General features: G+C 72.8%; 16 protein-coding genes. 12 read left to right on the top strand and 4 right to left on the bottom strand.

Annotated elements, in window-relative coordinates:
- Window positions 1–92: 92 nt before the first annotated feature.
- The 6 genes from IEY69_RS13360 (at window position 93) to IEY69_RS13335 (ending at window position 5,927) form a co-directional block, all read left to right on the top strand.
- Window positions 93–1,721, top strand: coding sequence for a glycoside hydrolase family 10-like protein (locus IEY69_RS13360; protein WP_189073651.1), 1,629 nt, complete (start codon window positions 93–95; stop codon window positions 1,719–1,721).
- Window positions 1,722–1,782: 61 nt separating this feature from the next.
- The gene (locus tag IEY69_RS13355; protein WP_189073650.1) at window positions 1,783–2,259 is read left to right on the top strand and encodes a flavin reductase family protein; all 477 of its coding nucleotides are present in this window, start codon (window positions 1,783–1,785) and stop codon (window positions 2,257–2,259) included.
- A 108-nt stretch (window positions 2,260–2,367) separates the two neighbouring features.
- On the top strand, window positions 2,368–3,102 hold the full coding sequence (locus IEY69_RS13350) for a metallophosphoesterase family protein (protein WP_174367913.1): 735 nt from the start codon (window positions 2,368–2,370) through the stop codon (window positions 3,100–3,102).
- A 43-nt stretch (window positions 3,103–3,145) separates the two neighbouring features.
- Window positions 3,146–4,531, top strand: coding sequence for a D-alanyl-D-alanine carboxypeptidase/D-alanyl-D-alanine-endopeptidase (locus IEY69_RS13345; RefSeq protein ID WP_189073649.1), 1,386 nt, complete (start codon window positions 3,146–3,148; stop codon window positions 4,529–4,531).
- A 121-nt stretch (window positions 4,532–4,652) separates the two neighbouring features.
- Entirely contained in the window at window positions 4,653–5,252 is a 600-nt protein-coding gene (rdgB, locus tag IEY69_RS13340; RefSeq protein WP_189073703.1) for an RdgB/HAM1 family non-canonical purine NTP pyrophosphatase, read from the top strand.
- A 138-nt stretch (window positions 5,253–5,390) separates the two neighbouring features.
- Window positions 5,391–5,927 carry a hypothetical protein gene (locus IEY69_RS13335; RefSeq protein WP_189073648.1) on the top strand — a complete coding sequence of 179 codons (537 nt, stop codon included), beginning with the start codon at window positions 5,391–5,393 and terminating at the stop codon, window positions 5,925–5,927.
- A 204-nt stretch (window positions 5,928–6,131) separates the two neighbouring features.
- Here IEY69_RS13335 and IEY69_RS13330 read toward each other — a convergent pair whose 3' ends face one another.
- Window positions 6,132–6,578 (bottom strand): SufE family protein, encoded by a 447-nt coding sequence (locus IEY69_RS13330; RefSeq protein WP_189073647.1) that lies wholly within the window; start codon window positions 6,576–6,578, stop codon window positions 6,132–6,134.
- A gap of 138 nt (window positions 6,579–6,716) precedes the next feature.
- On the opposite strand from IEY69_RS13330, the gene IEY69_RS13325 reads away from it, so the two are divergent.
- The 6 genes from IEY69_RS13325 (at window position 6,717) to IEY69_RS13300 (ending at window position 12,512) form a co-directional block, all read left to right on the top strand.
- The gene (locus tag IEY69_RS13325; protein ID WP_189073646.1) at window positions 6,717–7,580 is read left to right on the top strand and encodes a sulfurtransferase; all 864 of its coding nucleotides are present in this window, start codon (window positions 6,717–6,719) and stop codon (window positions 7,578–7,580) included.
- Between the two features lie 312 nt (window positions 7,581–7,892).
- Complete coding sequence (locus IEY69_RS13320) at window positions 7,893–9,179, top strand: alpha/beta hydrolase family protein (protein ID WP_229783951.1); 1,287 nt, start codon at window positions 7,893–7,895, stop codon at window positions 9,177–9,179.
- Between the two features lies 1 nt (window position 9,180).
- Entirely contained in the window at window positions 9,181–9,420 is a 240-nt protein-coding gene (locus IEY69_RS13315; protein WP_189073644.1) for a hypothetical protein, read from the top strand.
- 103 nt (window positions 9,421–9,523) lie between these two features.
- On the top strand, window positions 9,524–9,940 hold the full coding sequence (locus tag IEY69_RS13310; RefSeq protein WP_189073643.1) for an HIT family protein: 417 nt from the start codon (window positions 9,524–9,526) through the stop codon (window positions 9,938–9,940).
- Window positions 9,941–10,196: 256 nt separating this feature from the next.
- Window positions 10,197–11,588: a DNA-3-methyladenine glycosylase 2 gene (locus tag IEY69_RS13305; protein WP_189073642.1), complete on the top strand. Its 1,392-nt coding sequence runs from the start codon at window positions 10,197–10,199 to the stop codon at window positions 11,586–11,588.
- Window positions 11,589–11,660: 72 nt separating this feature from the next.
- Window positions 11,661–12,512 carry an isocitrate lyase/PEP mutase family protein gene (locus IEY69_RS13300; RefSeq protein ID WP_189073641.1) on the top strand — a complete coding sequence of 284 codons (852 nt, stop codon included), beginning with the start codon at window positions 11,661–11,663 and terminating at the stop codon, window positions 12,510–12,512.
- On the opposite strand, the gene lepB is transcribed toward IEY69_RS13300, so the two are convergent.
- Genes lepB through IEY69_RS13285 form a run of 3 tightly spaced genes read right to left on the bottom strand, consistent with a single transcriptional unit; the run spans window position 12,466 to window position 13,834 of the window.
- On the bottom strand, window positions 12,466–13,182 hold the full coding sequence (gene lepB, locus IEY69_RS13295; RefSeq protein ID WP_189073640.1) for a signal peptidase I: 717 nt from the start codon (window positions 13,180–13,182) through the stop codon (window positions 12,466–12,468). The two genes, IEY69_RS13300 and lepB, sit on opposite strands and share 47 nt — an antisense overlap.
- Complete coding sequence (locus IEY69_RS13290) at window positions 13,179–13,520, bottom strand: hypothetical protein (RefSeq protein WP_189073639.1); 342 nt, start codon at window positions 13,518–13,520, stop codon at window positions 13,179–13,181. The genes lepB and IEY69_RS13290 overlap by 4 nt, the downstream gene beginning before the upstream one ends.
- On the bottom strand, window positions 13,517–13,834 hold the full coding sequence (locus IEY69_RS13285; protein WP_189073638.1) for a PadR family transcriptional regulator: 318 nt from the start codon (window positions 13,832–13,834) through the stop codon (window positions 13,517–13,519). The genes IEY69_RS13290 and IEY69_RS13285 overlap by 4 nt, the downstream gene beginning before the upstream one ends.
- Window positions 13,835–13,894 lie beyond the last annotated feature (60 nt).

Raw genomic sequence — 13,894 nt, 5'->3', positions numbered from 1 at the left:
ACAGCGCGGGCCTGCCGGGCACAACGCACCGCGTCCGAATCTGTCCGCCCCTCACCCTTCCGGGAGTGGGGTGCGCTAGCCTCCCGGCACCCATGCCCCGCCCCCCGCTGCGCGCCCTGCTCCTGCCCCTCCTGCTGGGCGTTTCCGCTTCCGCTGCCGCCCAGACGGCGACCCCGGCCCCCGCCACGCCCACGGGCAGCGCGGTGACTCCGCCCGGAACGGCGCAACCCGCAGCAGCTCAGTCGGTAACAACTCAGCCCGCAGCAACTCAGGCCGCAGCGGGCCAGCCCGGCTCGGCCCTGCGCGGCCTGTGGATCGACGCGTTCGGCCCCGGCCTGAAGACCCCCGCGCAGGTGAAGCAGACCGTGCAGGACGCCGCGCGGCTGGGCGTGAACACCCTGTTCGTGCAGGCCATCCGCCGCGCCGACTGCCTGTGCCGCAAGGCCAGCGTGCCCGCCATCAGCGACGCCGACCTGACCCCCGGCTTCGACCCGCTGGACGCCATCACCGCGCAGGCGCACGCGCGCGGCATGCGGGTCATCGCGTGGATCAGCGTGACCGGCATCGCCAACACCACCGTTCCCAACACCAGCCCCGACCACCTGATGCGCGCCCACGGCCCCGACGCGGGCCGCAACTCCTGGCTGGCCCGCCGCCCCGACGGCAGCTGGCTGGAAGGCAAGGACGCGTGGCTGGACGCCGCCATTCCCGACGCCGCCGAGTACGTCACCCAGGCCGCCGTGAGCCTCGTGCGGAACTACCCCGTGGACGGCATTCAGCTCGACCGCATCCGCTACCCGGACGGCGGCGCGTGGGGCTACGACCCCAAGACGCTCGCCCGCTACCGCGCCGAGACCGGGAAAAGAGACACCCCCGCCCCCACCGACGCCGCGTGGCAGGCGTGGAAACGCGAGCAGATCACCAACCTCGTGCGGCGCATCACGCTGGAGGTCAAGGCCGTGCGCCCCGACGCCTGGGTCAGCGCCGCCACCATCACGTACAGCGACGCGCCCGCCGACCCCGCCGCGTTCCGCCAGACCCGCACGTACACCGACGTGATGCAGGACTGGCCCACCTGGATGCAGACCGGCCTGATCGACCTGAACGTCCTCATGAATTACAAGCGCGACGCCGCCCCACCCCAGGGCGCGTGGTTCGACCGCTGGAACGCGTTCGCGCAGCAGGTGCAGACCCGCCCCGACGGGCAGCGCGTGGCCCTCGCGTCGGGCACCGCCATGTACCTCAACGCCCCGCAGGTCACCGCCGCGCAGGCCGCCCGCAGCGTCAAGGCGGGCCTCGGCTGGGTCGGGTACTCGTACCGCACGCCCACCGCCGACGTGTACGGCCAGCGGCAGACCACCCCCGCCGGACTGGGCGCCGTGCAGGCCGCCCTGACCGCCCCCGGCGCCGCCCTGCACGCCCCCCGCCCCTGGACCGAGACGCCCCCCACCACGCGCGGCCTGCTGGGCCGCATCACCGGCGCGGGCACGCCCGGCGGGCAGACCGTGCAGGTCCTTCGGGGCGGCCAGCCCATCGCGCAGACGCAGACCGACGCGCTGGGCTACTACGGCTTCGCCACCCTGACCCCCGGCCCGGTCGAGATTCGCGTCAGCGGACAGCGCTGGCTCGACCGCGTGCCCGAACGGGGCGTGGTGCGCCTGCCGGACCTGCTCGTGCGGGCCGTGCAGCTCATCCCCAGCCTGCCGCCCACCAGACCCTGACCGCACAAGGACGTCCCGCGCAGACGGACCGTCCGGGCAGCCCGCCGGGTACACTCCCGGCATGACCGACTCTGGCCTCTCCCCGCAGGAATTCCGTCAGACGCTGGGCCGCTTCGCGAGCGGCGTGACCATCATCACCGCCAAGGGGGACGAGCGGCGCGGCATGACCGCCAGCGCCTTCGTGTCCGTCAGCCTCCAGCCCCCCCTGATCCTCGTCAGCGTCGACCAGCGCGCCCACATGCACGCCCTGCTGCTCCAGGACGACGTGACGCACTTCGGCGTGAACGTCCTGTCCGCCACGCAACGCCACCTCAGCGACCACTTCGCCGGACGCCCCGGCCCCGAAGATCAGGTCCCCTGGTTCGAACACGAGGGCCTGCCCCTCATCGGCGGCAGCGTCGCGCAACTCGTGTGCCGCAAGGACCGCGTCATCGAAGCCGGCGACCACACCCTGTTCATGGGCTTCGTCGAGTACAGCCGCTACACCGACGACGACCCCCTGGTGTACTTCCGCGGCCAGTACCACGAACTGGGGTAAGGGCACGCGCCGCCCCGGCGTTCAGCGCCCGCCCTGCGAGGACCACGGCGGACACGGCCTGACGGGTTTGCGCGGGGCGTTCCCCGGGGGTGGGCTAGACTCCGGGGCATGATTCGCCTCGCCATTCTCGCGGACCTGCACGCCAACCTGGCGGCCACCCTCGCGGTCCACGCAGACATTCAGCGGCGCGGCCTGACGGACATCTGGGTGCTGGGCGACCTGGTCGGCAAGGGACCACGCCCGCGCGAAGTGCTGGACTGGACGCAGGCGCACGCCACGCGCGTCATCCAGGGCAACTGGGACGCCCGCGTCGCCGGAGCCACGCACCGCCCACAGGACCTCTGGCCGCGCAGCAAACTCAGCCCCGAAGGGCTCGCGTACCTCGGCGCCCTCCCGTACGGCATCGAGGAACAGTTCAGCGGCGCCTGGTGGCGTTTCGTGCACGCCAGCAGCCGCGGCCTCTTCCACCGCCTCTACCCGCACAGCAGCCTGCACGATCAACTCGAAGCGTTCGCGCCGAACCCGCAGTTCGGCCTGACCGCCCACGCGGACGCCCTCGTGTACGCCGACATGCACGAGGCGCTGATGCTGGACGTCGAGGGCCGCCCCCTGATCAACTGCGGCAGCGTCGGCAACCCGCTGGACTCCACCCTGCCGTGCTACCTGGTGCTGGAATTCGACCCGCACGGCCCGTCCCACAGCGCCACGTACGTCCGCCTGACGTACGACCGCGACGAGGAGATCAGCGCCGCCGAGGCCAGCGGCATGCCGTTCACCCGCGAGTACGTCGCGGAACTCCTGACCGGCGCGTACCAGAAACGCCGCGCCCGCACCGGCGAGTAGCCGCCGCTGGGCGCCCTCACGTTCTGCCCTTATCCTGGGCCGCATGCGCCGCGCCTTCCTGATTGCCGTCCTGCTGGGTCTGACCGGGGCGGCGCAGGTGGCCGCGCCCACTGCGGGCGAGTCGGTGACGCTGCACTTGTCGCGCGAGCCGGGTCTGGGTGAGGGGGTGGCGGCGGCGTTGCGGGGCGTGCCGGAGGGTGTGGAGGTGGCGCTGCTGGTGCAGGACCTGCGCACGCGCGAGGTGCTGGAGGCGCAGTCGCCGGACCGGGCGCTGATCCCGGCGAGCACCACGAAGGTCGTGACGGCTGCCAGCGTGCTGGACGAGCGTGGTGGGGCCGGGGGCTGGTGGAGTGCCGAGTTGACGGTTCCGGCGGTGCAGGTGGGCCGGGCGTCGGTGAAGGCGGTGACGTTGCGCGGCAGTGGCGACCCGACCCTGAGTGTGGTGTCGGGGGGGTACAGCCTGCGGGCGCTGGCGCGGCAGGCGTACGCGCGGGGGCTGCGTGAGGTGGGCGAGGTGCGCGTGGACGACCTGGGCTTCGACTCGGCCGCCTGGACGCTGCCGCTGGGGTCGCCCATGACGGCGCTGCGGCTCGCGGAGTGGCGGGACGACCCGCCGACATCGGCGCAGGCGGCGCGGGAGCGGCTGGGCGCGGCGCTGATCGTGCAGCTGCGCGCGGCGGGTGTGCGCGTCACGCGGGAGGGCGTGGGCCGCGCGGCCCCGTGGCAGGCATGGGTGCCGCCCGCCCGGACGGACGAACAGGGCCGCGCGCTGCCGCCGGACCCGGTCACGCCCGCCTCTGCCCGCCCGGAGCAGGGGATCGCCAGCGTGCGGAGCACGTCGCCGTTCCGGGTGCTGGCGGCCACGCTGCGGCCCAGTGACAACCTGCGCGCCGAGGAACTGCTGGGCACGCTGGCGCACGGTGCGGGCGGCACGCTGCGCGGGGCGCTGGCGCGCGAACGGGCGTATCTGCGGCGCATCGGCACCGACCTCAGTGGCGTGGAACTGCGTGACGGCAGCGGCCTGAGCCGCGAGAACCGCCTGAGCCCGCGCGTGCTGGTGGACGTGCTGCGCGCCCAGTTCGACCTGCCCGCGCCGCTGCCCGGGAAGGCGGGACTGCCGGAGGCGCTGTACCGCGCGCGCGGGAACGCCTTCGCGGAGGCCCTCCCGCAGGCCGGGACGGGCGAGGACGTCCCCGAGCACGATGGGCGCGGCGGGACGATGGCGCTGCGGCTGCGCGGCGCGGGCCTGGACGTGCGGGTCAAGACCGGCACGCTGCCCGGCGTGAGTGCCCTGGCCGGGTACGTCACGGGTCGCAGCGGGCACGTGCTGGCGTTCGCGGTGATCATGAACGGTCCCGACTCAGCCCCGATCCTGACCCTGCGGGCCGTGCAGGACGACGTGGTGCGGGCGGTCGCGGCGGCGCACTGAATGTCGGGCCGGGGGCCTGACGGTGAACCCACCCGTCGGTGGGGGTGGTCAGCTGACCGGGATTTCATCCGGTTGCTGAACCCGATCCAATAAACTGCGGGGCGTGACGACTGAAGCGGGCATGAACGTAGTGGTGGCGACCAGCAACACCGGCAAGATCCGGGAGATCGAGGAGGCCCTGCAGGGCACCGGCTGGGCCCTCGGTCCGCTGGGGAACGTGCCGCTGCCCGAGGAGACCGGCGCGACCTACGAGGAGAACGCCGCGCTGAAAGCCTGCGCCGCCGCGCTGATCACCGGGCGGCCCGCGCTGGCCGACGACAGCGGCATCGAGGTCGAGGCCCTGCAGGGCGAACCCGGCGTGTACTCCGCCCGGTACGGAAACCGCGACAGCGACGTGGAACGCAACGTGTACCTGCTGGAGAAACTGCGCGGGGAGAAGAACCGCCGCGCGAAGTTCGTGTCCGTCGTGATCCTCGCCTACCCGGACGGGCACCTGGAAACGTACCGGGGCGAACTGCACGGCACGCTGCTGGAAGGCCCGCGCGGCGCGAACGGCTTCGGGTACGACCCGCTGTTCGTCCCGGACGGCGACACCCGCACCCTGGCCGAACTGACCGTCGCCGAGAAGCGCGCCATCAGCCACCGCGGCCGGGCGCTGGCGGCCCTGCGTGACGCGCACCGCAGCGGGCTGCCCGAGCGGGACATCACCCCGATCCTCTGAACGGACGTGAGCACGCGGGGCCACCTCTGGACCGGGGTGGTCCCACGTTCATGTTCCGCTGACGGGCCGTGCAGCCTTCCTTCACCCTGAGAGCTGCCTTCCAGTCGCGCGGGGCGGCGCGTAGGTACGGTGGGCGGCATGAGTGCTTACCGGAGTGTGCTGGCAGGATTGATCGGGGGGGCCGTGGGAACACTGGCCATGGGGCAGTACTGGACGCGCGTGGCGCCACTCGTGGAAGGCAAGGACGAGGAGGGCGGGAAGAAGGAACCGAAGACAGACGAGCATTCCATCTCGGTGATCGGGCAGCAGCACCAGCCTGGCGAGAGCAGCACCGCCGCCATCGGCCGCGTCGCGTACGAGAAGACTGAGGGGCACGCGCCCGGCAAGCAGACCCGCGCGGCCCTCAGCGAGGCGGTGCACTGGGGCATGGGCATCGGCAGCGGCGCCCTGTACGGCGCGCTGGCCGGGCGGGGTAATCCCGTCAAGGGCGCGGCGTTCGGCGTGGGCCTCTGGGCGCTGGTGGACGAGGGCCTCGTGCCGCTGCTGGGCCTTCAGGACGGCCCGGCCGGGACGCCCGCGAAGGGCCACGCGAACCGCCTGGGCGCGCACCTGACGTACGGACTGGCGCTGGGCGTGACTGCGCTGCTCATTGACGCGCTGCTGCCCGAGGACTGATACGGACTCGGGTTGAAAGGTTGGCAAACCTTTCAACCCGAGCGCACGCGAGGAGGAGAAAAACGGGTTCCGGACGTGGAGTTGACAGATCGGTGGTGTTCCGATCTGTCAACGAAACAAACGGAATCCGTATGAACCGGGGCAGGTCACGGAGAACGGGCCGCCTCCCGGGCAGGGGAGAGCGGCCCGTTTCGCTGAAGGTCCTTACGCCTTGGCGTGCTCGCGGACGTCGTTCTTCAGGCGCATGAGGATGGCGCCCATGCCGCGCAGGCGCATGGGGGTGATCAGTTCGGTCAGGCCCATGTCCATGTAGAACTGGTCGGGGACGCTGAGGATCTCCTCGGGCTGCGCGCCGTCCAGGGCCTCGTGCAGGATGCCGGCGTAGCCGCGCACGGTGGGGGCCTCCTCCGGGACCTTGAAGTACAGGTGCATGCCGCCCTGCTCGTCCTGCTCGGTGACGAGGAAGAAGGGGCTGGTGCATTCGGGCACGGGCTTGAGGAACTCGGGGTGTTCGAGGTACTTCTCGGGCAGGCCGGGGAGTTTCTTGCTGTATTCCAGCAGGGCCTGCAGGCGCAGGGGTTTGGGGGCGCTGCGGAACAGGGTGACGATGCTCTGGAGCTTTTCCGGCAGGGCGGGCGCGGCGTCGGTCATGCGCGGAGTGTACCGCTGCCCCAGGGGCGGGAATGGGTGGGCCTGTCCAGTTGACCTCTTTTGTCAATAAGTCGGGAGTCAGGGTACAATCCTGGGGCAATCGGCAGTTTCCCCACCACTCACAGGAGGCACCACACCATGGACTACGCGAAAGACGTACTCGTCAGCACCGACTGGGTCGAACAGAACCTGAATCAAGACGGCATCCGCCTCATCGAGGTCGACGAGGACATCCTCCTCTACGACACCGGGCACGCCCCCGGCGCCGTGAAACTCGACTGGCAGGTCGACCTGTGGCACCCCGTCGAACGCGACTTCATCACCCCCGACAAGGTCAGCGAACTGCTGGGCCGCCTGGGCGTGGGGGAAGGCGACACCATCGTCCTGTACGGCGACAAGAGCAACTGGTGGGCCGCGTACGCCTACTGGTTCCTGTCCTACAGCGGCGTCAAGAACACCCTGAAACTCATGAACGGCGGCCGCCAGAAGTGGGTCGCGGAGGGCCGCCCCACCACCACCGACGCCCCCAGCGTCGAGGCCACCACCTACCCCGCCCTGACCCGCGACGACAGCCTGCGCGCCTACCGCGACGAGGTCAAGGCCCACCTGGAGAGCGTCAAGGGCGGCACCGGCGCCCTGGTCGACGTCCGCAGCCCCGACGAGTTCAGCGGCAAGGTCACCCACATGCCCAACTACCCGCAGGAAGGCGTGCTGCGCGGCGGCCACATCCCCGGCGCGCGCAGCATCCCCTGGGCGAAGGCCACCAACGAGGACGGCACCTTCAAGTCCGCCGACGAGCTCAAGGCCCTGTACGAGGGTGAGGGCGTCACCGCTGACAAGGACGTCATCGCGTACTGCCGCATCGCCGAGCGCAGCAGCCACAGCTGGTTCGTGCTGCGCGAACTGCTCGGCTACCCCAAGGTCCGCAACTATGACGGCAGCTGGACCGAATGGGGCAACGCCGTGGGCCTGCCCATCGAGAAGAGCTACAGCGAAGCCTGAACTCCCGCACCATCCCGCGCCCCCGGCCACCACAGGCCGGGGGTGTTGCCGTGCCGTCTCAAACGCACTCCGATGGAACGGAGTGTCACACCGGAATGGAGCGGCTGTTCGCCGTGGCCGCCCTGGACGCCGTCCCAGAGTGACGCCCTGCTCCCCCCGGACGGGGGTATGCTGCGCTTCGTTTGACCAACTGATTCAGGTTTCACAGCAACCGACCCGTCTGCACGCCCCGCCCGAGCGGAGTCGTGCAGACCGCCACCCCCGGAGGAACACCCGATGCGTCACCTTGCCCTGTGCCTTAGCTTGACTCTGATGACCGCCGCCACTGCCCCTGACGCCGCCGCCCAGACTGCACCGACCGCGCCAACCGCCACGCCGCAGACCGCCACGCCGTTCCTGTTCGGCGACGCCCGCCCCGACGCGCCCGAACTGGCCCGGCGCGGCAGCTTCGCCGTGGGCGTGCGCACGGTGACGCTGGTGAACCCGGGCCAGCCGGACCTGGCCCGCGCGCCGCAGAGTGGCCCGGTGCCGCGCGCCGACCGCCGCCTGACCGTGGAGGTCTGGTACCCGACCGCCAGCGGCGCGAAGGAAACCGTCACGTACCGCGACGCCCTGACGAGCGGCCCGGCGTTCACCTTCGAGGGCCGCGCCGCCCGCGACGCCAAACCCCTGAGTGGGCAGGCGTTCCCGCTGGTGATCGTGTCGCACGGGTACACCGGCAGCCGCGTCCTCATGACGTACCTGACCGAGCACCTCGCCAGCCGCGGGTACGTCGTGGCAGCCATCGACCACACCGACAGCACCCACGACAACCGCGGACCGTTCAACAGCACCCTGGTCAACCGCGCGCCGGACATCAACTTCACCCTCGACCAGCTCGCGAAACTCGGCGCGCCCGGCAGCGGCTCCCCCCTGAGCGGCGTCGTGAACGCCAGCCGCACCGCCGTGATCGGGTACTCCATGGGCGGGTACGGCGCGCTGAACGCCGCCGGAGCCGGGTACGCCCCCAAGGTCGCCGCGCTGCTGCCCGGCGGGACCCTGACCCCCCGCCAGACCGGCGCGTTCACGCCGGACCCGCGCATCCGCGCCGCCGTCGCCTTCGCCCCGTGGGGCGGCCTCAGCGCCGCGCGCGGCCTGGGCGTCCCCACCGGCGAGTACGGCTTCTGGGACGCCAAGGGACTGGAGGGCCTGAAGGTCCCCACCCTGTTCGTCGTGGGCGACCATGACGACGTGTCCGGCTTCGAGGAAGGAGTCAAGCCGCTGTTCGAGCACGCCGTGAACGCCGACCGGTACCTGCTGGTGTACCAGAACGCCCGGCACAACATCGCCCCCAACCCCGCCCCCGCACTGCCGGGCCTGAGCTTCGCGGACCATGAACACTACGCCGACCCCGTGTGGGACAGCGCTCGCCTGAACAACATCAACCAGCACTTCGTGACGGCGTTCCTGAACCTGACCCTGAAGGGCGACGCGGGCGCCGCCGCGTACCTGAACGTGCCGACGCCCATCGCCGCGAACGCCACCGGGCAGAATGCCTGGAAGGGCTTCGCGCCCCGCACCATGCTGGGCCTGGAGCTGTACCACCTCCGCCCCCGCTGACATGACCGACATCCGCCGCACCCTTTATCACGTCCAGGCCGACGGACAGCACCTGCGCGTGCACCTGCTGCGCAGCGGCGCCGTCCGCCTGGACCTGAACGGACTCATGCACGACGCACTCACCCTGGAAGACGCGCTGACCACGGCCGCCGCGTGGCCCGCCGTGCCCGGCCCGCTGTACGACGCGCTGGTCTGGGAGCTGGACCTGACCGCGCGGCGGGGCGGACGCTGGCCCGACTGACCCCGGGGCAGGGGGCGGCGCGCCGCCGCGTGAAGAACTGCACAGCAGCGCGCCCAGAGCGGGGGATATTCACCCTCGCCCCGGGCGCGTTACCCTGAATCCGATGCTGGTCTTCCTGATCGTCCTTGTGCTGCTGGCCGCCGCCGCGTTCGCGTGGCGGGCCACGCGCCGCCCCACGCCCCCCCAGGCACCGAAGACGGCCGAACCGGTCGCGCCGCTGCCCGCGCAGGACGTGCGGCCCACCGCGCCCACCCTGGTCATGCCCACCGAGAGCACCGAACTGCTGCACGAGGCGCAGAGTGAGATGCTCACGGACGTGGACCCCGAGGAACTCCAGCGGTTGATGGCTGCCGTGCCGCAGGAGGTCATGGCGCGCGCCATCGGGCAGGAGGAGCTGACCAGCCACGCGCCCGTCACCGACGAGCAGCGGCAGGAACTTCAGGGACTGGGCAGCGCCCTGGACGACCTGGACTTCTGGAACATGGACGAGAGCCCACCGAACACGCCCCCCAAAGCCTGAGCGCCGCACGCCGCAGCGGCAAGGGCGGAACTGCGCAGAGCCCGGCCCGCAGGAGGAGCGCCCGGGATTCCCCCGGAGGTTTCCGGTAGAGCCGTGAGCGGCGCGCGCCGCACAATGCGGGCATGAGCCGGCGCCCGTTTGTTCCACTGACGCAGGGGCAGGGCACCCGTCCGCCCACTCCACGACCGGACTCCGTCCGGTTCTCTCTCACGTCCGTCCGGGTCGAACGGTGTGCCGCCCCTCAACCGGAAGCCGCGTGACCCTGCCGTACGCGCGTGACTTCATGCTGGGCCGCATGTTCGCGGCGGACGCGGCGTTCGACGGGCTGTTCTACACCGGCGTGACGAGCACCGGCATCTACTGCCTGCCGTCCTGCCGCGCCCGGAAGCCCCGCGCGGAGCACGTGGAGTTCCATGCGTCGCCCGGTGAGGCGCGCGCGGCGGGTCTGCGTGCCTGCCGCCGCTGCCACCCGGACGCGTACCGGGGCGTGCCGCTGCCCGAGGCGGCGCTGCTGGCCGCGCTGGGCGGCGTGAGCGTGCCCGACGTGCGGGGCGTGGGGGCGCTGGCCGACGCGCTGAACCTGGGCGAGAGCGCCCTGCACGCCCAGTGGCGTGACCTGTTTCAGGTGACGCCCGGCGAGTGGCTGGCCCGCGAGCGGGTGCGGCTGGCCGCGCGGACCCTGCGGGGCAGTGGAGGCAGCGTGGCGGAGGTGGCGTTCGCAGTGGGCTTCGGGAGCCTGTCCGCGTTCGGCGCGCAGTTCCGCCGGGTGATGCACCTGACCCCGCAGGCGTGGCGGCACGCCGGGACGGGCGGCAGGCTCACGCTGACCCTCCCGCCGGGGTTTCCGCTGGAGGTCGTGTGGCGTGACCTGAGCCGCGACCCGGACAGCGTCACGCAGCGGGTGGAGGCGCAGGCGGGCCGCGTGACCTTCGCGTGGACCCTCCCTGGCGGGCCGCAACGGGTCACGCTGCAGGTCACCGCCGGGCAGGTCGAGGTGCACCCGGACGTCCCCGAGGCCCTGACGCCCGCCGACTGGGAGGCGCTGCACACCCTGACCGTCCGTGCACTGGGCCTGCACGCGCCCCTGGCCAGTGGCGACTGGCCGGTTCCGCTGGTCCCGCAACCCTTCGACGGGCTGATCTGGGCGGTGGCGGGCCAGCAGGTCACGTTCGCGCAGGCCTGCCGGGTGCGCCGCACGCTGACGCTGAAGTACGGCATGCCCGTCACGGGGGGCCTGACCGCGCCCCCCACCGCCGCGCAGCTGGCCGCGCTGGACGACGCCGCCCTGCGCGCCTGCGGCCTGACCGACGCCCGCGCCGCCCTGCTGCGCCGCCTCGCCGGGCGGGTCGCGCGGCATGAACTGAACCTGGACGCCCTGGCGCGCGGCACGGTCGGCGCGGCCCGCCGCACGCTGCTGGCCGTGCCCGGCATCGGCCCCTGGACCGCGGACTACGTGCTGCTGCGCGTCCTGGGCTTCCCCGACGTCGTCCCCGAGGGTGACGCCGCGCTGGCCGCCAGCCTGCGCCGCACCCACGCCCTGCCCGCGCGGCCCACGCCCGCGCAGGTGCAGACGCTGCTGCAGACGCACGCGCCGCGCCGCAGTCAGGCCGTGCTGCGCGCCTGGCACGCAGGTCTGAACCCCACGTAATCCATCTTGCTTCCGCTGTCCGGCCCGTCGTGGCACCGGACGACCTTCCCCCATGCCTTCAGGAGCCCACCCATGATCCGACCCGACCACGCCCGCACCCTCCACCTCGCCCACAAAGATGGTCTGATCCTCCCGAACGCCTGGGACGCCGCCAGCGCCCGCACCCTGGAGCACGCGGGCGCACCCGCCATCGGCACGACCAGCGCCGGGATCGCCTTCGCACTCGGGTACCCCGACGGGCAGGCTGCGCCCGTGGACGACCTGCTGGACGCCCTGGCCCGCATCGTACGGGCCACCTCCCGGCCGGTCACCGCCGACCTGGAAGGCGGGTACGCCCCTGACCCCGACGGCGTCGCGCTGATCGTCACCCGCGCGCTGGGGCTGGGCGTGGCGGGCCTGAACCTGGAGGACGCCACAGACAGGGGCACGCTGCGGCCCGTCGAGGACCAGGTCCTGAGACTGCGCGCCGCCCGGCACGCCGCCGACACCCTGGGCGTCCCCGCGTACCTGAACGCCCGCACCGACACGTACCTCACCGGGTTCGGCGCCACTCCCGGCGAACGCCTCGCGGAGACCGTCCGGCGCGGCCGGGCGTACCTGCACGCCGGGGCGGACAGCGTGTTCGTGCCCGGCCTGACCGACCCCACCACCCTGCGCGAACTGCGCGGCGCGCTGGGCGGCCCGGTCAGCGTGATGCTCCTGCCCGGCGGCCCCGACGCCCACACCCTGCTGCGTGCCGGGGCCAGCCGCGTCAGCACCGGCCCAGCGCTGATGCTCGCCGCGCTGGGGCACACCCTGACCCTCACCCGCGACCTGCTCGGCAGCGGCACGCCGCCCGCCACGCCCGGCCCCAGCTACGCGCAGGTGCAGGGGTGGTTCAGTCGCCCGGCAGGAGCCGCGGATTCCAGTGGGCCGGGCCGCTGAGCTGCACGCGCCGCTCGGGGTGCGCCTGCCCGTCGCAGGGGGCCTGCGCGTGCTCGGGAACGGTCAGGGGCCACACGCTGGCGACGGCCCGTCCGGCGATGTCGGCGGTGTCCACCGGGCCGAACACGCGGCTGTCGAGGCTGCCCCCCTCGCTGCGGTTGTCGCCCATCACGAAGTACGCCCCGGCGGGCACGGTGACGGCGGGCGTGTTCGCCAGCGGACTGGCGGTGTCGTGGCAGCTGGCGTCCCAGTACGCCTGCGTGCGCGCCTCGGAGAGAGGCTGGCCGTTCACGAGGACGGTCCCGCCGCGCACCTGAACCCGGTCGCCGGGCAGGCCCACGACGCGCTTGACGAGGTACGGGCGGTACGCCCAGGGGAGGGTCACGCCCCGGTACTCGCGCGTCCACTCGGCGGCGGCGCTGCGGGGCGGTTTGAACACGACCACGTCGCCGCGCGCGTACGTGCCCAGCCCGGCGCGGTGCGCCCAGCCCTCGACCTTCGGGACGACCAGCTGTTCGCCGTGCCTCAGGCCGGGGAGCATGCTCGCGCCGTCCACGCGCACGGCGGTCGCACCGAACTGCGTGAGCAGCAGCGCGACCAGGGCGGGCGATCCCCACTCCTGCCAGAGGGTGCGCCAGCGGCTCGGTCTGGCCTGCGCCTGCGGGGTCACCGGCCCACCTGCGCGGCGGGTGCGGGGGCAGGCGGGGTGTGCGTGCCCAGCGCGTACGCCGCGCCGCCCAGCAGGCCCGCCGCGAGCAGCCAGCGCAGCGCCAGCCCCAGCGTGTACGTCCGCGCGAAGCGCAGCGCGGTCAGCGGGGCGGAGCCCGCGTCCCGCAGCGCCTGCGCCCAGGCCTGCGGCTCGTCCAGGCCGCGCACGCGGGCGTTCAGCATGTCCAGGTGCAGGTGCCCCAGCAGTTCGGCCTGCACGACCCGCGCGGCGCGCGGTGGGATCAGGCAGGTCACGCGGCGCAGGTAGGCGCGCACCTCGCGCGGGGGGGTGCCGCTCACCACAGGCCCCGCAGCGCCCGGTCGAACGCGTGGTAGCGCTCGCGGCGCCGGGCGAGCTCCTCGCGGCCCGCGTCCGTCAGGGTGTACGTCCGCACCGGGGGGCCGCCGCGCGCGGGGCTGGTCTCCTGGGCGCGCAGGAACCCGGCGCGTTCCAGGCGGTGCAGCGCGGGGTACAGACTTCCCGCGTTCAGTCGGATGTGCCCGTCGGTGCCGCTGTGCACGCGCGCGGCGATGTCCTGCCCGTAGCCGCCCTCGCGTTCGAGGACGCTCAGGAGGATCAGGTCGAGGTTGCCCTTGAAGAGGTTCGGATCCACGGCTATCAGATTCCGATATCAGCATGTGATGACGGTGAGTCGCCTCCTACTCACCTCTGC

Origin of the sequence: Deinococcus sedimenti (assembly GCF_014648135.1) — a bacterium.
In the GTDB taxonomy this organism is placed as follows: domain Bacteria; phylum Deinococcota; class Deinococci; order Deinococcales; family Deinococcaceae; genus Deinococcus; species Deinococcus sedimenti.
Note: the sequence above shows the minus strand (reverse complement) of the source record. Positions and strands in the feature narration are given on the sequence as shown.